Below are 19680 nucleotides of genomic sequence, written 5' to 3'. Positions count from 1 at the left end.
CAGCCCATGGCCCTCGACACCGAGACCCCTCTGAACTCGCTTGGCTTTGCCAAACCCCCGTCGGAAACGCGGGTGGTCGTCGCCATGTCGGGCGGTGTCGACAGCTCAGTCGTGGCGGCGTATCTGGCGGATCAGGGTTATGATGTGGTGGGTGTGACGCTGCAGCTGTATGACCACGGGGCGGCGCTGGCCAAAAAAGGCGCGTGCTGCGCCGGGATCGACATCCACGACGCCCGCCGCGTGGCCGAGGAGCGCGGTTTTCCGCACTACGTTCTGGACTATGAAAACATCTTCAAGGACGCGGTGATCGACGAGTTCGCCGACAGCTATCTGGCCGGCGCGACTCCGGTGCCCTGCATCCGCTGCAACGAGCGCGTCAAGTTCAAGGACCTGCTGGAAACCGCCAAGGATCTCGAGGCCGACTGCATGGCGACCGGCCACTACATCCAACGCAAAATGGGCCCCAATGGCCCCGAATTGCACTGCGCCGAGGATGCCAACCGCGACCAGTCCTATTTCCTGTTCTCAACCACGCCCGAGCAGTTGGAGTTCCTGCGCTTCCCGCTGGGGCATCTGCCGTCCAAGGACGCGACCCGCGAGATGGCCGCGCAATACGGGCTGAGCGTAGCCGATAAGCCCGACAGCCAGGACATCTGCTTCGTGCCCAACGGCAACTATGCCAGCGTGATCGAGAAACTGCGCCCCGGCGCGGCCGAACCGGGCGAGATCGTTCACGCCGACGGTCGCGTTCTGGGCCAGCACGACGGCGTAATCCACTACACGATCGGCCAGCGACGCGGTCTTGGCATCGGCGGGCTCAGTGAGCCGCTCTATGTCGTCAAGCTGGACGTGGATCGCAAACAGGTCGTCGTCGGCCCAAAGGAACTGCTGGCCACCCGCACCATTCCCGTGCGCGAGATCAACTGGCTGGGCGATGAGCCCTTCACCTCGCAGAAAGAATGGCATGTTTCGGTCAAGGTCCGCTCGACCCGCCCCCCGCGCGAGGCAATCATCCGCCCGCTGACCGACACCACCGCCGAGGTCGAATTGCTGACGCCCGAAGAAGGCGTCTCGCCCGGTCAGGCCTGCGTGTTCTATGAAACCGGGGGCAGCCGGATCTTTGGCGGCGGCTGGATCTGGCGCGGTTACTGAACCGCGTCGGTCCACGAATTGCTGAGGATATAAAGCCCGGCGCAGATCATGACGTAAGGCACGAGGTACTCCAGCCGTTGCGCCAGGCGCCCCGTCATGATCTGGGCGCGCCCACCGATCAGCCCCACAACCGCAAGGGAGAGCGCGGCCAGACCTGCCCCGAGCACACCTGCCAGCCGGAAATCGGGGGTGGAGTCGGCCAGCAAGGGGGCGAGGACCGCAAACGTGTCCATCGAAAGGCTTGTGAACAACAACATTGTCACAAGCGCCGAGGCGCTGCCCGGCACTGCAGGCGCGTCCTGCGCATTTGTTCCGCGAAGCTGTCGAGCGGCCCCGAAAAGCCCCAAGGCCAGAGGGATGCCTCCGAGGTAGCCGGCCCAGTGCGGCACAACATCTTCGACCCCCAGCGCCAGCAGGAAAGCCGCGCCGATCACCAGCCCTTGTGCCAGCAGAAACCCGAGAACCGCCCGTTTCGGGCCGGTTACGATCATCAGGGCGACCAGCGCCATGAGGTTGTCGAGATTGGTCAGCACCTGCGCCATGAAGGCCGAGGCCGCAAAGACCACATAGTCCAGCATCACGGCGTCATCCGCTCCAACACCGCGCGCGCGGCCCGAAGACCGGGCGCTTCGCCACCGCGGCCGAGACGCTCCATCGTGACGGCCATGGCCTGTTCCTGCGCGTCCGGCGCGGCCGACACGGAGGCAAGCGCGGCGGAAATGGCTTCAGGCGTGCAGTCATCCAGCAGGCATTCCGGCACTGTCCGGGTTTCGGACACCAGGTTGACCAGCGTGACCGTATCCAGCTTGACCATGCGCTCGGCGATCTTCTGGGTCAGCCAGGTCAGCTTGTAGGCAATCACCATCGGCGTGGACTGGGCCGCCAGCTCCAATGAGACCGTGCCGGACGCGGCCAGGGCGATCTCGGCGGCGGCAAAGGCCGCACGCTTGCTGGCAACCGCGTGATCCGTATCGATGTTGCGCGGGTCCACCACGACCGGCTGACCCGGCCAGGACCGGACATGGGCAGCTACGGTATCGGCCACATGCGCGACCGCCGGAACCACCACCCGCATGTCGGGGCGGTCTTTCAGGTACAGGTCAAGCGCCGCTCCGAATACCGGCGCCAGCCGATCGACCTCGCCCCGGCGCGAGCCGGGCAACGCCAGCAGGATCGGCGCGTCGCCCAGCCCGTGATCGGCGCGGAACTGCGCGATCTGCGCGTCGTTTGCAACCGGCTCGCTGGCCACCGGGTGGCCCACGAAATCGCACTCCATTCCGGCTTTTTCCATATAGGGTGGCTCGAACGGCAGCAGGGCCAGAACATGGTCGATGACTTTGGCCATTTTGTCCGCCCTCTTGGGGCGCCAGGCCCAGACGCTGGGCGCGACGTAGTGCACGGTGCGTATATTGCTGCGCGCCTTGACCTGCTTGGCCACGCGTAGCGAAAAGTCGGGGCTGTCGATAGTAATCAGAACGTCGGGCTGGGTATCAAGAACGGCCTGCGCCGTTTCGGCGATGCGACGTTTGAGGTGAAAGAACTTGGGCAGAACCTCGACCAGGCCCATCACGCTGAGCTCGGACATCGGGAAGCGGCTGACCAGACCCTGAGCCTGCATCAGCGGCCCGCCAACCCCGTCGAATTCGATATCCGGAACAAGGGTCTTCAACCCCTCCATCAGCGCACCGCCCAGACGGTCGCCCGACGGTTCACCGGCGACCAGAAAAACGCGCATCAGACGGCCCGCTCATGTACGTGCAGGAACAGGCCCAGGCGGTCGCATTCCGCGATCACTTGGGGCCGGTCCAACACGATCACCCCACCCTTTTCGATGACGATGCCGGACAAACCGGCCGCAACGGCGCTGGATACGGTGTCGGGGCCGATGGCAGGCAGATCGGCACGTCGGTCTTGGCCCGGCTTGGGGCCCTTGAACAGAATACCACCGCCCGCATCAGGGCGAGCGGCCAGAGATTGCAGCATCCAGGCCGTGCCGAAGGCCCCTTCGACAACCAGAACCTGGCCTTTGTGAACAACGCAAGCCTGTCCGATATCCGCTGCCCCCATCGCACGCAGGACACCCACGGCCCGGTTCGCATCGCCCAGTTCCGCCTCAGTCGGCTGTGCCTGGGTCAGACACCCGAGAGGAGGCAACAGGTCCGGAGCGATCTCGTGTGCGGCCCGCACGCGCAGTCCGGCGCCCTCCAAAATGCCGATCACCGCCCGCAGGGCTCCGTCGTCACCCGACACCAGCGCCTGCTGGATGATCGGAACCAAGGGCATGGTCTGCGCGTCAATCCGGGCGGGGTTTATGTCTGGCCTGCGGACCGCACCTGCGAGGCATACATCTGTGACGCCGCGCGCTTTGAGCTCGGCGACAAAACTGCCCAACTGCTCCAGCGGGAAGGTCACGTCTGGCGTCAGAGTTTCGGGCTGAAATCCCTCCATCGCGCAAACCAAGGGGCGTTCCGGCAGGTGCGCAACCAGTTCGTCCGGCAAAACCCCTGTTCCCGCGATCAGAGCCAGCATGATCCTATTTCCTTGGTGTCAGGAACGAACGATCGCTTTCGCCCGTCACGAATTCCACGATCTGACGCACATAGTCGCTGTCTGTGCTGTCGCCCAGACGCTTGGCGCGGTCCATAAAGGTGCCCTCGCCTTCGGACAGCTCGCGAAAGGCCGCACGCAGCGCCGAAATGTCCGCGCGGGAAACGCCGCGGCGTTTCAGGCCAACAAGGTTCAGCCCCTCCAATTCGCCGCGCGAGGCCTGAACCAGGCCGTAAGGGATGACATCGTTGGGCACCATGGTCAGCGCACCGATGATGGCGCCGCGGCCCACGCGCACCCATTGATGCAAACCGGAAATGCCGCCGATGATCACGTCATCCTCGATGATGCAGTGGCCGGCGGCGCCGGAATGGTTCACCATGATCACCCGGTTGCCGATCTGTACGTCATGGGCCACATGGACCCCGGCCATCAGCAGGCAGTCATCGCCGATGCGAGTGACGCCGCCGCCACCCTCGGTGCCGGTATTGACCGTAACGTGTTCCCGGATGCGGTTTCGCTTGCCAATTTCCAGCCGCGTGTTTTCGCCCCCGAACTTGAGGTCCTGCGGGATTTCACCAATCACCGAAAAGTTGAAGATGACGCAGTCGTCACCGATCGAGGTATCCCCGGTGACAACCACATGCGACTTCAGCTCGACTCGGTCGCCCAAACGCACCTGTGGCCCCACATGGCAGAACGGGCCGATTACGCAGTCCTGGCCGATCTGAGCGCCGTCTTCGATGATCGCGCTGGGATGAATTCGGCTCATGCTGTTTTTTCCATATCCCAATCGACATAGGCCGAGAACTCGGCCTCGGCCGCCACTTCGCCGTCAACGGTCGCGCGGCCGCTGAACTTGAAGATCTTGCCGCCCTTCTTGCCGCGAACGGTTTCGACATGCATTTTCAGCACGTCACCCGGCACCACTTTGCGGCGGAATTTGCACTTGTCGATATTCATGAAATAGATCAGCAGTTCGCTGTCGATGACATCCATGCCGACGCCCAGCATAACACCTGCGGTTTGTGCCATCGCTTCGACGATGGTAACGCCGGGCATGATCGGCGTTCCGGGGAAATGGCCCTGGAAATGCGGCTCGTTCATGGTGACGTTCTTGATACCAACCGCCGACTGATAGCCGTCAATCTCTTCCACCTTGTCAACCAGCAGGAACGGATAGCGATGCGGCAGGATCCGCTGGATCAGCTGAATGTCGGCGCTCTTGGTTTCCGTGGTCATTTTCAGGGTGTCCTGTTCTCGAGGTCTCGTTCACGCGTGGTTAGCAATACCCGTACCCAAGGGCAAGCCACGCTATGGCTTGTCGCCCTCTTCCAGCTGCGATCCGTCGCCGATGGCCGCGTCAATCCTGCGGATGGCGATGGCCGTAACATCCGAGGCGTCCGAGCTGAGAAATACGTTGGATCGTTCGATGATCAGCGACGCGCCTGTTTCACGCAGAAGGTCGATGAGCACGGGCTGCGCCAACTCAAAGAACTGATTGCGCGCCTCGTCACTGCGGCGGGCCAGAGCATCCAGTTTCGCGCGTTGCCCCTCGCGGTGAGACTGGACCTTTCGGTCGAAGGCTTCCGCAAGCGGGCGGAACTCCTCAGGGCTCAGAACTTCACGCTTTTGCGTCAGCTCTTTTTCCTCGCGGCTCAGTTCCGCAACGATGCGTTCATTTTCAGCGGCCAGCGCAGCACTTTCTGCTTCGATCTCATCAAAAATCCGTCGCCCGAATGCGGACTCGGCGAAGATCCGGTCGCTTGAGATGGTCAGCACGCCGGATTGCGGTACACCCAACTGCTGGGCGGCCAGTGGGAGCGACACCACCAGGAAGATCAAAACACACAGGGCCCGTAACGGGCCCTGTACAAACTTCGATATCGTCTTGATCATGGACGTCAGAACCGTGCCTGAATAGTAAAGTCGAAGTTCTGCTCTTTGTCGAAGTCTTCCTTCTTCACGGCCTGCGAGAAGTTGAACCGCAGCGGACCGAACGGCGTATCCCACAGCAGCGAGACGCCGATGACCTGACGGATCGAGCCGTCTGCGCCGACGATATTGGCACCTGTCGTATCAACATTGTTGATGTTGTACAGGTTGCCGATGTCATAGAAGACACCGCCGCGCAGCCCCAGTTCCTCGGGCAGCCCCAAGGGGAAGTCCGACTCGAACCGGGCGACCCAGTAGTAGTTGCCGCCGATCGCATCATCCTGCCCGTTCGACAGGTCACGAGGGCCGATACCGGCCGGCTCGAAGCCACGGAACGTTGACGGCCCCAGAACATAACGGTCAATTGCCCGGCTGAAGTCGTCACCTTGCCAATGGAGCGCGCCGGCCTCAAATGACGCCCGCAGCGTCATCTCTTCGTTCAGAACCTTTGTCTGGGCAATCGCCCGGGTCGAGGTCTTGAAGTACTTGTTGTCTCCACCAAGGCCAGCCGCGTCCACGCCGACCTCGAACAATACACCCGCATTCGGGTTCAGGCCGCCCAGTCGGCTGTCATAGACATAGGCCAACCCCAGCGAGCTTGTCGAACGCTTGCCTTGCGCGATTTCCGATGCGATGACTGCCCCGTTGACCTCGTCGTCCTGCTGCGACATCTCGGACTTGTTCCAGTTGTAACGCAGCCGCAACGAGGACAGTTCGCCAATCGCATAGCTGAGCTGCGGATTGATGAACACGCTCTTGGTGTCATAGCTGGCAAAGCTGGAATTGGTCCTTGAAAGGCCAAAGCCCAGATCGAAACGCAGTTTCCGGCCCAACAGGTACGGTTCGGCAAAGTTGATGACGTACTGCTCAGAGTCCTGCGCAGTCGACAGCGTCAGGCCAAATTCCTGTCCGCGCCCGAGGAAGTTCCGTTCCTCAAGCCGGATGGCGATCCCGAAACCGTCGGAAACCGAGTAGCTGCCGCCCAACGCCAGCGAACCGGTCGGCTGCTCCTGGACATCCACGTCCACGATCACCTGGCTGGGGCTGGACCCTTCGCGAGTTTCCACATCCGCGACCGAGAAGAAACCCAAGGCCCGGATACGTTCGGCACTCTGCCGGATTTCGCGCGGGTTGAAGGGGTCACCCTCGACCGTGTCGAACTGGCGCCGGATGACCCGGTCCAGAGTGGTCGTGTTGCCCTCGATGTCGATCCGTTCGACGAAAATGCGCGGGCCTCTGGTCAGCACGAACTGAACGTCCAGCGTCAGGTCACGGTCGTTGCGGGTCACACGCGGCTCAACGCGCAGAAAGTCGACGCCCTGCTTCAGGCCAAGACGCTCCTGCCGAGCGATCGAATTCTCAATCAGAGTTGGCGAATACGTAACACCAGGTTTGATCTTGAGGGCCTTCTGATACTCGGCCGCATCAACGCCCGGGATTTCGCTGACCGTCGAGATGTTGCCGAACGAGAATTTCTGACCTTCGGTGATGTTCATCACCAGATAGAAGGCGTCGCGCTCACGCGTGAACTCGACATTGGCGCTGTTGATCCGAAAATCGACATAGCCGCGCGACAGGTAGAAATCACGCAGAACCTGTTTGTCGAATTCGATGCGGTCGGCAATGAACGTGTCACCGCGCAGGAAGGTACGCAGGATGTTGGCCTGCTTGGATTCAAGAACACGGCGCAGACGACGGTCGGAATATGCACGGTTTCCAACAAAGCTGACGCGCTCGATCTCAATCGTGGTGCCTTCGGCGACTTCAAAAACCAGATCCACCCGGTTGTCGCTGCGGCGGATGATCCGCGGAATGACAGTGGCCGACACACGCCCTTGCGCCGAGTAGATTTCGGCGATCTTGTCAGCGTCGGACTCCGCGACCTGCGGCGTGAACACCCGGCGCGGCTGCGACGAGATTGCCTGGATCAACACGTCATCCTTTACGCGGCGATTGCCCTCGATGCTGATCTTGTTGATCGTCGGATACTCGGCGACCTCGATCACCAGAGTGTTCCCGCGCGGGGTCAATTCGACTGTCTCAAAAACACCACTGTCAAGCAAACGCTGGTAGGCGTCATTCAACTGGCCCGCAGTGACTGTCTGACCGGGTGTGATTCCTGTCCGGGCGATGATGGTGGACGTCTCAATGCGACGGTTGCCCTGAACATCGAACGACGAAATCGTGTAGGTCTGGGCCTGGGCGGCTTGCGGTACCGCCGTAAAACTCATTGCCGCAAAGAGGAAAAAAATCGTTAGTGCCCGCCACAAAATGTTGCCGTGCGGTTGCGCAGTACCGCAGGATGTGCCCGCGCCTCTCCTGTAAGCCATTTTTGTCTCTACCTAGAATTTCGGACTTTAGAAGTTGAGTAGCCGCTCTGGTGGGCCTTGTCAAAAGCACAAACGAAAAACGCGACCGGATCGGTCGCGCTCGAGTCGTTCAGCTGGGTATGGGGAATCACATACCGGCCAGATATGCGGCGCCTGCCAATGCCAAAGCGGTCAGCCCAAAGCTCAGCAACGCGTCCCAGTTCAATACAAACAGGAAGCTGAAGCCCCGATAGGAATTTCGCAATGCCTTGGTCATTGGTTACAGCCCGCTTGGTTGCATGTCTCGGCAAAATCTCCCCAAATAAACTAGGTTTGAATTGAGGCAATTTTGCGACCGCAACGCGTCAATGCCGCCACAATCAGCAGAACAGGTCGTTGCTTACCGAGAAGATCATGAGGCTGAGAATTAACGTGATCCCCACCGCCATCAACAGTTGCAAAGCTCGGTCGCTGGGCGGTTTCCCTGCGACGGCTTCATAGGCATAGAAAACAAGGTGGCCCCCGTCCAATGCCGGGATTGGGAACAGGTTCAGCAAGCCTACAGCAGTGGACAGAACCGCGATGAAGAAGATGAAGCTCTGTGCCCCTTGGCTCGCCATCGCGCCTGAGGTTTCCGCGATACCAATGGGTCCGGACATGTTGCAGGTGCTGATCGCACCGGTGACCATGTGCCAAATACCGGACAGCGACCCCTCGATGATGCGGCCGGTCTGGATGACACCGCCATGCAGCGAGTCGACTAGACCCGCAGGTTCGGTCGCCGGCACCAGCATCATGCCGCCGACGATTCCAATCCGCCATTCGGTTTTGAAGCCGCCGTCCGCCTGCGGTTCATCCGTGCGACGCGGCGCCAGTGCAAATTCCAACTCGGCGCCGTCGCGCCAGACGTCCAGCAGAAGCACCTTTCCGTCCGAGCTTTCGACCTTTTCCTTGAGCTGTTCGAAGGCAAATATTGGTTCGCCATCAACCGAGGTGATGACGTCGCCCGCCTGCAACTGGATATCCATCGCAGCACTGCGCGGGGCGACCTGCTGGATCAAGGGCGGGAACAGCCACGGGGCCGATACGTCGAGGGTCTGGCCGTCGCGGATGACCGTGTATTCGAGAACCGGCTGCACCGGCAGCGCCTCGGTAAACTCGGTCCAGGCCCCCTCCTGATCGAAATCAGGCGTGGGAATGCCGGCGATCGCAACGATTTCGTCCCCCTCCTGAAGCTCCTGCACAGTGCCCGGCAAAGGTTTCAGCGATCCGACCGTCAGTGGCTCACGGGTCACGCCTTGCGACCAGAAGATCAAACCGAAGACAAGGATCGACAGAACGAAATTGAAGACCGGCCCGGCCGCAACCGTGGCAGTCCGCGCCCAAAGCGGTGCGCCATGCATCGTCCGACGCAATTCTTCGGGGCTTTGCGTGGTGATTTCGGCCATCGTCTCGGTATCCTTGCCCGAGGCCGCATTGGCATCGCCCAGGAATTTCACATAACCGCCAAAAGGCAACAGAGCGATCTGCCATTTGGTGCCGCGTTTGTCCATTCGGCTCCAAAGCACCGGACCAAACCCCAACGAGAACACCTCGGCATGGATCCCCGACCAGCGGCCAACGATGTAGTGCCCGTATTCATGCACCGCCACGATGACGGACAACGCCACGACGAATGCGGCAATCGTATAGACCAGCCCACCAAATTGCGGAATCAGCGAGAGTATGTCCAAAATTCTATCCTGCTCTTCGTAGTACGGCGTCATCCACCCATTGACGTGCGAGATGGTCCGTTTTCAGGACGTTATCAAGGGTCAAAGGGGCATCAATAAGGCCGCCTGCCTCGTCGAAACGGTCCAGAACGGCGGCCACGGCGTCGGTCATGTCCAAAAAGCCGATGCGTTGGCCGATGAAATGATCCAACGCACGCTCCTTGGCGGCGTTGAAGATCGCGCCTGACAGGCCACCGCGTTGCATGACCTCGCGGGCCAGCACCAGGGCCGGGTAACGCGCCGGGTCCGGATCACGAAAACGCAGCTGGCCCAACTTGGCCAGGTCCAGGCGTGGCACCGGCAGGTCGCGCCTTTCGGGCCAATGCAGCGCATAGCCGATCGCGTGCCGCATATCAGGCGCACCCAGATGCGCCATCACTGCGCCATCGCGAAATCCGACCAGAGCATGCACGATGGATTCGGGGTGAACCACAACCTCGATCCTGTCAGGGTTGATCCCGAAAAACTCTTTGGTCTCGATCACTTCCAGCGCCTTGTTGAACATCGAGGCGCTGTCGATCGTTATCCGCTGGCCCATGTCCCAATTTGGGTGGCTCGAAGCTTGCTCGACCGTAGCGCCGGCCAGCTTCTCGACCGGCCAGTCGCGAAAGGCGCCGCCGCTGGCTGTGATGATGATGCGTTCGACCGCTTCCATGTCTTCACCGACAAGCGCCTGAAAGACCGCCGAATGCTCGCTGTCGACAGGCAGCAGACGCGCGCCATGGCGTTCCGCGGTTTCCAGAACAAGCGGGCCGGCACACACCAGCGTTTCCTTGTTTGCCAAGGCCAGGGTCGCGCCCTGCTTCAAAGCCTCAAGCCCCGGCGCCAAACCGGCCGAGCCAACAATGGCGGACATGACCCAGTCTGCCGGGCGAGCGGCCGCTTCGATCAGCGCGGTTGCGCCCGCGGCGGCCTCGATCCCTGTGCCGGACAAAGCATCGCGCAGATCGTCCAGATGTCGGTCAAAGGCGGTTACCGCCACTTCGGCGCCCAACCGGAGGGCGTCCTGCGCCAGTTGCCGGACATTCGTACCGCCGGTGACGGCGACCACCTTGTAATCCTCCGGGGCCCGAGCAATCAGATCGATCGTATTCTGGCCGATCGATCCGGTCGCGCCGAATATCGAAACCTTTCGCATCAGATTTCCCCGGGCGAATAGACCAGCGACGCGATCAGAACCATCAGCGATGCACCCATCATGCCGTCAAATCGATCCAGAAAACCGCCGTGTCCCGGCACCAGGTTCGAGCTATCCTTGACCCCGAACCGCCGCTTGACGGCGCTTTCCACGATATCACCGGCCTGGCTGGCCATCGAGGCCAGGACCGAAACCAAAACAAACCGGTAGCCAAACCCGGCATACGCGGCAACGGCTGCGCCCACCAGCGCGGCTGCCACCCAGCCGCCCGCCGTGCCCGACCAGGTCTTCTTGGGGCTGACGCGCGGCCAGAACTTCGGGCCACCGAACGTCTTTCCTACGAAGTACCCAGCTACGTCCGTGGCAACGACGACCAGGATTAACCAGACCATCCAGCCAAACCCCATCGTCTCGCGGATCTGGATGAACCCGTAACCCGCACAGGCAATCCACATGGCAAACAGCACGTAGATCCCGCGTGAGTGCGAGACCTGCCCTGCCCCGACCAGGGCGGGCGCGATCAGAAAGGGCAGTTTGTAGAGTGGCGGAACATGATAGCTAAGCATGACGGCAACGCCGGTCAGGATTCCCAACTGAACCGCGACGCCCACCCGATCGGAATCGATCATGCGAACCAGTTCCCAGGTCATCAGACCACACGCGGCGGCAACAAATGTCTCGAACCATAGTCCGCCCAGCCAAACCTCGACCGCTCCAATAGCGACCAGTACCAGGGCAGACAACACCCGGGTGGTCAGGTCGGACCATCGGCCGTCCGTCATGCCGGAACTGCTCCGAACCGGCGTTCGCGCGACCCGAAGCTCTTGCACAGCCGTTCCAGCTCGGCTGCGGTGAAGTCGGGCCAGAGCGTGTCGATGAATTCGTATTCCGAGTAAGCGGATTGCCAGAGAAGGAAATTCGATATCCGCGCCTCGCCACTGGTGCGAATGACCAGATCGGGGTCAGGCAGGACGCGCGTGTCCAGATATCTGGGCAGCGTTTCCTCGTCGACATCTTCGGGCCGCAGGTTGCCTGCGGCAACGTCCCGCGCCAGCCGCTTGGTTGCCCGGGCCACTTCGTCCCGACCACCATAGTTGAGAGCGACGGTCAGGTGGACAAGGTCATTGTCGGACGTCTCGCGCTCCAGCGTGTCCATCAACTCGATCAATTTGGCGTCCAGCCGCACCCTGTCGCCGATGAATCGAACACGGATACCGTTTTGGGCCAGGGTTCGGGTTTCCTTGATGATGTAGCGCTTGAACAGGCTCATCAGACCGGCAACCTCGACCTGGGTCCGTTTCCAGTTTTCCGTCGAGAAGGCAAAAATCGTCAGGTATTTGATCCCCAGCCCCGGGCAGGCTTCGACCACTTCGCGCACCCGACGGGCACCGGCGTGATGCCCGTACAGCCGTGGCCGGCCGCGCGCCTGGGCCCACCTACCGTTGCCATCCATGATGATGGCCACGTGACGCGGTCCACAGGGGGGCTCGTTTTGGGGATCAGCGGGCATGGCTTGCGCTCAAACCTGCATGATTTCGGCCTGCTTGGCCTCAAGGGCCGCATCGACGGCCTTGATCATCTGGTCGGTCAGTTCCTGAACCTCGGTTTCCCAGAACTTCTGATCGTCTTCCGACAGGCCGTCGGCCTTGGCTTTCTTGATCTGATCCATGCCATCGCGGCGCACGTTGCGAATGGCAACGCGGGCGTGTTCGGCGTATTGCCCGGCCACTTTGCCCAGCTCGCGGCGGCGCTCTTCGTTCAGCTCGGGGATCGGCAGCATGATGATCGTTCCGTTCAGCTGCGGGTTGATGCCCAGTCCGCTTTCCCGGATCGCCTTTTCCACTTTGCCGACCAAGGACTTGTCCCAAACATTCACGGTGACCATGCGCGGCTCGGGAACGTTTACAGTGCCGACCTGGTTGATCGGTGTCATCGACCCATACGCATCCACCATAACCGGCTCGAGCATCGAAGCCGAGGCACGTCCGGTGCGCAGCGACGCGAATTCGGTTCTGAGGTTGGCCATCGCGCCATCCATGCGGCGTTTCAGATCATCGGTGTCCAGTTCAAAATCGTCAGACATGCTGCTCACTCCCCGTCTTCAGGTGATGTTGGAATGGCTCTTACGCCATCGCACCTGGGATGTATAGCAATCATGATCGGGAAATGTGGCAATGACCAGAGTTGTTTCCGCGAAAAACCCGGTCCCCCGGACAAAAAAGACCGGCCCTGTGGCGGGCCGGTCTGGCACAGAAAAAACCAAGGCTCAGGCGTTCAGGTCAACGACCACGCGCCCCTTGACCTGACCGTTTAGGATGTCGGCACCCAGCTTCGGAAGATCATTCAGAGTGGCCGGCTGAATCATCGCTTCCAGCTTGTCCATCGGCAGATCCGAAGCCACCCGCTGCCAGGCCCGCAGTCGGTTGTCGAACGGCTGCATCACGCTGTCGATTCCCAACAGGTTGACACCACGCAGCAGGAACGGAATGACGGTCGCCGGCAGGCCCGCGCCACCGGCCAGACCGACCGCTGCCACCGAGGCGCCATACTTCATCTGGCCCAGTACGCGCGCCAGCATAGCGCCCCCGACGGCATCAACGCAGCCAGCCCAGGTTTCGCTTTCCAGCGGACGTTTGGTGGTTTCGTTCAACTCGTCACGTGGCACGATCGACGTGGCGCCAAGCGCCTTCAGATAACCTTCGGTTTCAGGCCGCCCGGTCACTGCCGCAACTTCGTATCCCAAATTGGCCAGAATCGCCGTGGCAACCGAGCCGACGCCCCCGGCTGCACCGGTTACCAGAACCGGCCCGCGGTCGGGCGTCAGACCGTGATCTTCCAGCGCCATCACCGCCAGCATCGCGGTAAAACCAGCAGTTCCCACGGCCATGGCCTGGCGCGTGCTCAACCCCTCGGGCAGAGGCACCAGCCAATCGGCCAGCGCGCTGGCCTTTTGGGCGTACCCGCCCCAATGTGCCTCACCCACGCGCCAACCGGTCAGCACGACCTTGTCGCCGGGTTTGTACCGGTCGTCCGAGGATTCTTCGACCGTTCCGGCATAGTCGATCCCGGGCACATGCGGATAATTTCGGACCAGACCGCCGCCCTTGGGCGACATGCACAAACCATCCTTGTAGTTGACGGTCGAGAACTCGACGGCCACACGCACTTCACCATGCGGCAAGTCATCTTCCGAAATCTGCTTGATGACCGGGCTGGCCAGTCCGCTTTCCTCGTCCTTTTCCATCACCAAAGCGTTGAACATATTCCAATTCCTTTCATTGACCGTGGCCCAACCGATCTGTCATCTGGCCCATATGCTTCTCGGGCGCGTCCCGCGCGCCCTTCCCGGCTCAAATCCAGAACTTGTCCTGCACGATTGCAGTCCGCATTCCAGACGGCGTTTCGACTTCAACCTGCGTTCCCGGATCCCAATGGCTCAGCCGCAGCATACCGATCGACACGTTGGTTTGAAAATCCGGCGACCAGGTAGCCGAGGTCACCTGGCCCACACGCTTGCCGCCGCCATAGATCGGCCACGGCCGATCGCAGGGGGGCACCGCGTCGCCCTCGATCGCGATCGGACGGATTTGCTGAACCGGCCCCTCTTTGGCCACCCGCAACAGCGCATCCCGCCCGATGCAGCCAATGGCCGTATGCGTGTTGCAGAACTTGCCCAACCCGCATTCATGGGGCGTGTTGTCATCGGTCATGTCATTGCCGTAAGACAGCAACCCGCCCTCGATCCGCTCGATCAGGTTGGGGCAGCCCGCCCGAACCTGCAGGTCCTCTCCGGCGGCGAAAAGCGCATTCCACAAGGGCATGCCGACGTCGCCGCCTTCGACATAGATCTCGAACCCGCCCTGTTTGGAATAGCCCGACCGCGCAATCGCCAGATCACGCCCCTCGAACTGGAACATGTCGAACTTGAAGAAGCGGATATCACGCACCCGGTCGCCAAAGACCCGCGCCATCAGGTCATCCGACTTGGGTCCCTGCACCGCCAAGGGCGACACGTCCGGCTCATCCACCAGAACATCCAGTCGATATCCGTTGGCCAAGCCTTTGACCCACAACAGCAAATCACTGTCTGCGATCGAAATCCACCATCGGTCATCCGCCAGTTTCACCGCCACGGGATCGTTCAGCATTCCCCCGGTTTCGTCCACGATCGGCACATAGTAGCACTGGCCCGGCAACATGCCGCGCAGGTCGCGCGGGGTCAGCATCTGCATCAGCCGCGCCGCATCGGGACCGCGCAGTTCGACCTGCCGCTCGCATGATACGTCCCAGACCTGCACGTGGGTTTTGAGATGCCGATAGTCGGCCTCGACGCTTTCAAATACCGTGGGCAGCAACATCCGGTTGTACACGGTATAACCTTTGACACCGGCCGCCTCGACCCCGTCGGAGAACGGCGTGCGCCGCAGCCGGCGCGACAAAGAAATCTGTGGCACTTAGACCTCCTCGGGCAAGAAAACGAGATCACTGACCGGGGCCCCAGACCCGGCCTCGGTCAGCATTTTGTGGATTTGTCCCCGGTGATGCGTTTGATGATTGAAAAAATGCATCACACACACAGCGTAAGGTAATGTAATGTCTTCTTCTTTTGCCGCGGAATACCAGGTGAACGGACCCGAGATTGGCTCGTCGCCCAGAGTTTCAACCCAAGCATCGATCCGCGCATCGATGGTCTCGCGCAGTGGAAGCCAGTGCGCTAGATCCGGACTCAGGTGGACGCTCTCGTGTATACCGCCGCCCTTGCGGTGCGGATTGCTTTCAGGCCCCGGACCTTTGTCGAACCGCGACACCCAAATCCAGTCGCCCCACAACAGATGGTTGGCAGTCCCCAGGATCGACCCGAAAAATGCGCCGCGTTCCCGGGTCAATTCCTCGGGCGAAAGCTCTTGAAGAAAGCCCGCCAACTGGCTGTTCTGCCAGCGGTTATAGCGGGCCATCTGCCGAGCATAGGCGCCGGAAATCATCACTTTGGTCCGTGCCAGTCGATCGGGCAGATTTCGGCAGATTTGCCGCCGAAATCCCAGACACGACCATAATCGCGCACCTTAGACTTGGTGCCACGCGCCACGATGATGTCCGGGCCCATCCAATATTTGGAATTCGAAACCATGACCGGATGCTCGGGGTCTTTGCCTGCCAGCATCTCGATCTCACCCTGGATCTTGCGGCCGATGACGATGCGGCGTTTGTTGCCGTCGCGCTCGATCTGCACCGGAGCACGCTCGGCGCCGATGATTTCACTCACCAGCATCGTGAACAACCCAGTGGTGCCACCGGCCTGCCCGCTGAAAATCTGCAGCAGACCGTTGTACGCCTTGCCACTTGCGCGCTCATCCACGTAAGCGGCGACCTTCCACTGGCCTTCGCCCATCCGGCCGGGAATATCGACCAACAGACCGACGTTCAGACCCGACAGGTCCTCACCTTCATAGTGTCCTTCGTCGATGATCACGCCCATCCACGCATGACAATGCCCTTCCGTCGGAGGGTGCGCCCCCAGCGAAACCACGCAGGGGCAGAACACGTCGCAGGAGCAGTTCAGGATAAGCTCACCCTTGATGGCCCAGTCCGTCGGGCTCATCTCGCGCCGCTTGGGATTGGGCATCCGGCTATCAATTCGCTGACTGACCGGCAGCTTGTCGGCATCGGGTTTTCTGTTTTTTGCCATCGGCTTATCCTCCGTATGCAATTGGGTAGATCAGCAGCCCAAGGCCACCTGCAATCAATGCGAAACCCAGCGGCCGTGTCAGAACATGACCGATCTGGGGCAATTTCTCCAACACCATGAACAGGGTCGCCAAGCCCATCCACAGCAGGCTCATCACGCCTCCGACAAAGCCAAGCGCCATGAACCCCCAGCAGCAGCCGACACAAAAGGCGCCCAGCCCAAGGCCCATACGCAGTCCGCCAGAGAAGCCGGTGCGCCAGTGTCCAAGGAAATAGGTCATCGGCGCGTGACACACCCCGTGGCACACCTCCTTGGCGCGCGTGAATTGAAAGGCACCGACGGCAATCAGAAGACCGGCAGCAAAGAGCGGAGACTTGGCAATGCCCAGCATGTCGATCACGCCCCCGAACAGCAACGCCAGCTGAACACCTGTGATCAACGCGGCGAACCCGGCCCAGACCACGAAATAGCCCAACAGAACGCCGACCCACCCAAGCCTTGTTCCATTGGCGCTCTGGATCAAATCCTCATAGCTTTTCAGTGTCGGAACCAACGTCGGAAGCATCATCGCGGCCATCATGATCGCCCACATCACGAACAGCGGGCCGAACTCGGCCATCGGCATGTACATGTCCATGCGGGGATCCATCGCACGCATCGCCTCGGCCATTGGCCCGGGTCGGCCAATCCAATCGACGCCCATGTCGCGGCTCATGGTGTACATCACCCACCAGGCCCACAGGATCAGGACGAAAAAGCCCAGCCACAAACCACTGCGTAGAAGTGCCCGACTCATGTTCCCTCCCGACTCGGTGCTTGCTTTTCAAATGTCAGACTTTTAAATGTCAGACAAATAAATTTTTCACGGCGGCCTGCAGAAGATGAAAATCGATCCTCAGAAAAGCACCGACTTGTCCGCACAGATCGCCCAGGCCATCCGCGATGCCATCGTATCAGGAGAGCTGATCGTGGACGAGCGCCTGCCCTCTGAATCCGAACTGGCGGACCAGTTCCAGGTCTCACGCCCCACCGTGCGCGAGGCCTTGAAACGGCTGGCGGCGCAATCGCTGATCCGCACCCAGCGCGGCGCGACCGGGGGTGCCTTCGTCAACCGGCTGAGTTTCCAGGACGCCTATTCCCAGCAGATCACGACTTCGACGCTGCTGCTGTCGATGAACGAGGTCAGCTTTGATACGGCCTGCGAGGCCCGCTATGCATTGGAACGGGCCTGCGCGCCCCTGTCGGCGCAGCGGCGTACCGCCGATCAATTGGCCACCATGCGCGCGGAAATCTTCCGTCAGGCTCAACCCGGTCTGACGGATGAGGCCTTCTGCGCCTCGGACGTGGCCTTTCACCGCGCGCTGGTGGATGGTGCGGGCAACCCTGTCCTGTCCTATCAGCTGGCCGGCGCGGTCGAGGCGATGCAGCCCCTGATGAACATGATCACCTTCACCGCCCGCTCGCGCGAAGAGATCATCCGCCTGCACAGCAAGATCGCCGACGCGCTGGAGGCGCAGGACGCCGAGACCGTCGACGCCGCGCTGGTCGAACTGGAAACCTACACCCGCCGCCTGGCCCATGATGTGGCCGAACGTCGGCGGAAACCGGCCTGAAGACAATCTGAATACTTCTTGACGCATCACATCGACGGAAAGGACACTCGAGCAGGCAGACCATCATCCGGCGGGAAGACCGGCACTCTCAATAAAATTGATTTTCAATGACTTACGGGAGGACGTTATGAACAAAAGACCGGATCCAACATTCTATCCATCCGCCAAGATGGCCATGGAGGCCCCGCCCGAAACCTTGGCCTTCACGCTGATGCTCAGCCCCGATTTTTCGCAGCCCGATGGCCTGGCGGTTGTGAATGTCGACCCAACTTCGGGCGACTACGGAAAGATCGTTCACAAGGTGATGATGCCCAACAAGGGCGACGAGTTTCACCATTTCGGATGGAACGCCTGTTCTTCGGCCCTGTCTCCGCTGACCGGCCACGCTTTTCTTGAGCGCCGGTACCTGATCATCCCCGGTATCCGTTCCAGCCGGATCTACGTGATTGACGTGAAAGAGCCGCTGAAGGCCAAAATTCACAAGATCATCGAGCCCGAAGAAGTCTTTGCAAAGACGGGGTATTCCCGCCCCCACACGATCCATTGCGGACCCGAAGGTATCTATGTCAGCACCTTGGGCGGCGGCGGACCGGATGGCACCGATGGGCCTCCGGGCATCTTCATCATGGATTGCGAGACCTTCGACATCATCGGGCGTTACGAGATCGAGCGCGGCGTGCAGGACAAGCACTATGATTTCTGGTGGAACCTGCCGCGTGACTACATGGTCAGTTCCGAATGGGGTCTGCCCCCGCAATTCGAAAACGGGATCGTGGCCGAAGATCTTCTGTCGAACAAATATGGCCACCGGATCCATTTCTGGAACCTGCGCGACCGCACCAACATCCAGACCATCGATTTGGGCGAGAACCACCAGATGGCGCTGGAAATCCGGCCGGCGCATGACCCGGTCAAGCAATACGGGTTCTGCGGTGTGGTGGTCGACACCACCAATCTTCAGGGCGCAATCTTTACCTGGTGGCGCAACAAGGATGGCAGTTTCGAGGCCAAGAAGACCATCACGATCGACCCGCAACCCGCTGATCCGGATGATCTTCCCGATCTGCTCAAAGGGTTCTCGGCGGTGCCGCCTCTGGTGACCGACATCGACCTGAGCTTGGACGACAAATACCTGTATGTCGCGTGCTGGGGCACCGGTGAAATGCACCAATACGATGTCTCGGACCCGATGAAGCCCAAGCTGGCCGGCAAGGTCGAGATCGGCGGAATCGTCAAGAAAACCAAGCATCCCAACGGCAAGGACTTTGGTTATGGCCCGCAGATGGTCGAGATCAGCCGTGACGGCAAACGCGTCTATTGGACCAATTCGCTCTATTCCACATGGGATGACCAATTCTATCCCGGCGATCGCGGCGCTGCGATGGTCAAGGCAGATGTAGGCGAAAAAGGCGGCCTGACACTGGACAAGGATTTCTGGGTGGACTTCCCGAAAGGGTATCGCAGCCACCAGATCCGGCTTGAGGGAGGAGACTGCTCCACCGACAGTTTCTGCTACCCTTCGGTCTGA

At 60.9% G+C, this 19680-nt stretch carries 21 protein-coding genes; 3 read left to right on the top strand and 18 right to left on the bottom strand.

The features are described from left to right. Positions 1 to 6: 6 nt before the first annotated feature. Positions 7 to 1152, top strand: a complete 1146-nt coding sequence (mnmA, locus tag ACR0MM_RS02320; protein ID WP_170390053.1) for a tRNA 2-thiouridine(34) synthase MnmA — start codon at positions 7 to 9, stop codon at positions 1150 to 1152. Here mnmA and ACR0MM_RS02315 read toward each other — a convergent pair. From ACR0MM_RS02315 to ACR0MM_RS02230, 18 genes are all read right to left on the bottom strand, one after another. Beyond that, on the bottom strand, positions 1146 to 1730 hold the full coding sequence (locus ACR0MM_RS02315) for a hypothetical protein (protein ID WP_480694183.1): 585 nt from the start codon (positions 1728 to 1730) through the stop codon (positions 1146 to 1148). The genes mnmA and ACR0MM_RS02315 overlap by 7 nt on opposite strands. After that, a complete protein-coding gene (gene lpxB, locus ACR0MM_RS02310) occupies positions 1730 to 2887 on the bottom strand; it encodes a lipid-A-disaccharide synthase (RefSeq protein WP_480694181.1) in 1158 nt (385 codons plus the stop codon). The genes ACR0MM_RS02315 and lpxB overlap by 1 nt, the downstream gene beginning before the upstream one ends. Next, entirely contained in the window at positions 2887 to 3681 is a 795-nt protein-coding gene (locus ACR0MM_RS02305) for an LpxI family protein (RefSeq protein ID WP_480694179.1), read from the bottom strand. The genes lpxB and ACR0MM_RS02305 overlap by 1 nt, the downstream gene beginning before the upstream one ends. Positions 3682 to 3685: 4 nt before the next feature. Then, complete coding sequence (gene lpxA / locus ACR0MM_RS02300; protein WP_170363500.1) at positions 3686 to 4471, bottom strand: acyl-ACP--UDP-N-acetylglucosamine O-acyltransferase; 786 nt, start codon at positions 4469 to 4471, stop codon at positions 3686 to 3688. Then, positions 4468 to 4941, bottom strand: a complete 474-nt coding sequence (gene fabZ, locus ACR0MM_RS02295) for a 3-hydroxyacyl-ACP dehydratase FabZ (RefSeq protein WP_170339263.1) — start codon at positions 4939 to 4941, stop codon at positions 4468 to 4470. The genes lpxA and fabZ overlap by 4 nt, the downstream gene beginning before the upstream one ends. Positions 4942 to 5013: 72 nt before the next feature. Continuing rightward, a complete protein-coding gene (locus ACR0MM_RS02290) occupies positions 5014 to 5598 on the bottom strand; it encodes an OmpH/Skp family outer membrane protein (protein ID WP_480694177.1) in 585 nt (194 codons plus the stop codon). Positions 5599 to 5603: 5 nt separating this feature from the next. After that, positions 5604 to 7964 carry an outer membrane protein assembly factor BamA gene (bamA, locus tag ACR0MM_RS02285; RefSeq protein WP_480694175.1) on the bottom strand — a complete coding sequence of 787 codons (2361 nt, stop codon included), beginning with the start codon at positions 7962 to 7964 and terminating at the stop codon, positions 5604 to 5606. Positions 7965 to 8091: 127 nt separating this feature from the next. Continuing rightward, complete coding sequence (locus tag ACR0MM_RS02280; RefSeq protein WP_254920122.1) at positions 8092 to 8220, bottom strand: hypothetical protein; 129 nt, start codon at positions 8218 to 8220, stop codon at positions 8092 to 8094. A 103-nt stretch (positions 8221 to 8323) separates the two neighbouring features. Next, a complete protein-coding gene (rseP, locus tag ACR0MM_RS02275) occupies positions 8324 to 9676 on the bottom strand; it encodes an RIP metalloprotease RseP (RefSeq protein WP_170367205.1) in 1353 nt (450 codons plus the stop codon). 4 nt (positions 9677 to 9680) lie between these two features. Continuing rightward, on the bottom strand, positions 9681 to 10853 hold the full coding sequence (dxr, locus tag ACR0MM_RS02270; protein ID WP_480694173.1) for a 1-deoxy-D-xylulose-5-phosphate reductoisomerase: 1173 nt from the start codon (positions 10851 to 10853) through the stop codon (positions 9681 to 9683). Further along, on the bottom strand, positions 10853 to 11635 hold the full coding sequence (locus ACR0MM_RS02265) for a phosphatidate cytidylyltransferase (protein WP_093962007.1): 783 nt from the start codon (positions 11633 to 11635) through the stop codon (positions 10853 to 10855). The genes dxr and ACR0MM_RS02265 overlap by 1 nt, the downstream gene beginning before the upstream one ends. Then, on the bottom strand, positions 11632 to 12363 hold the full coding sequence (uppS, locus tag ACR0MM_RS02260) for a polyprenyl diphosphate synthase (RefSeq protein ID WP_170357748.1): 732 nt from the start codon (positions 12361 to 12363) through the stop codon (positions 11632 to 11634). The genes ACR0MM_RS02265 and uppS overlap by 4 nt, the downstream gene beginning before the upstream one ends. Before the next feature lie 9 nt (positions 12364 to 12372). Next, positions 12373 to 12936 (bottom strand): ribosome recycling factor, encoded by a 564-nt coding sequence (gene frr, locus ACR0MM_RS02255; protein ID WP_170338696.1) that lies wholly within the window; start codon positions 12934 to 12936, stop codon positions 12373 to 12375. Between the two features lie 183 nt (positions 12937 to 13119). After that, on the bottom strand, positions 13120 to 14115 hold the full coding sequence (gene acuI, locus ACR0MM_RS02250; protein WP_170338698.1) for an acryloyl-CoA reductase: 996 nt from the start codon (positions 14113 to 14115) through the stop codon (positions 13120 to 13122). 88 nt (positions 14116 to 14203) lie between these two features. Beyond that, complete coding sequence (locus ACR0MM_RS02245; protein WP_170523826.1) at positions 14204 to 15307, bottom strand: dimethylsulfoniopropionate demethylase; 1104 nt, start codon at positions 15305 to 15307, stop codon at positions 14204 to 14206. After that, positions 15308 to 15835: a DinB family protein gene (locus tag ACR0MM_RS02240; RefSeq protein ID WP_480694171.1), complete on the bottom strand. Its 528-nt coding sequence runs from the start codon at positions 15833 to 15835 to the stop codon at positions 15308 to 15310. It abuts the gene before it with no gap. Beyond that, on the bottom strand, positions 15835 to 16539 hold the full coding sequence (locus ACR0MM_RS02235; protein ID WP_093962001.1) for a DUF1326 domain-containing protein: 705 nt from the start codon (positions 16537 to 16539) through the stop codon (positions 15835 to 15837). Before ACR0MM_RS02235 ends, ACR0MM_RS02240 begins: the two co-directional genes overlap by 1 nt. Positions 16540 to 16543: 4 nt before the next feature. Beyond that, the gene (locus ACR0MM_RS02230; RefSeq protein WP_170367071.1) at positions 16544 to 17335 is read right to left on the bottom strand and encodes a DUF2182 domain-containing protein; all 792 of its coding nucleotides are present in this window, start codon (positions 17333 to 17335) and stop codon (positions 16544 to 16546) included. 85 nt (positions 17336 to 17420) lie between these two features. Here ACR0MM_RS02230 and ACR0MM_RS02225 point away from each other — a divergent pair, with 85 nt between their 5' ends. Both ACR0MM_RS02225 and ACR0MM_RS02220 read left to right on the top strand, forming a co-directional pair. Continuing rightward, positions 17421 to 18152 carry a FadR/GntR family transcriptional regulator gene (locus ACR0MM_RS02225; protein WP_005983321.1) on the top strand — a complete coding sequence of 244 codons (732 nt, stop codon included), beginning with the start codon at positions 17421 to 17423 and terminating at the stop codon, positions 18150 to 18152. A 127-nt stretch (positions 18153 to 18279) separates the two neighbouring features. After that, positions 18280 to 19680 carry a selenium-binding protein SBP56-related protein gene (locus ACR0MM_RS02220; protein WP_170363508.1) on the top strand — a complete coding sequence of 467 codons (1401 nt, stop codon included), beginning with the start codon at positions 18280 to 18282 and terminating at the stop codon, positions 19678 to 19680.

The sequence above is a fragment of the Ruegeria sp. BC6 genome (assembly GCF_056539185.1).
This window is presented reverse-complemented; position numbering and strand designations above follow the sequence as displayed.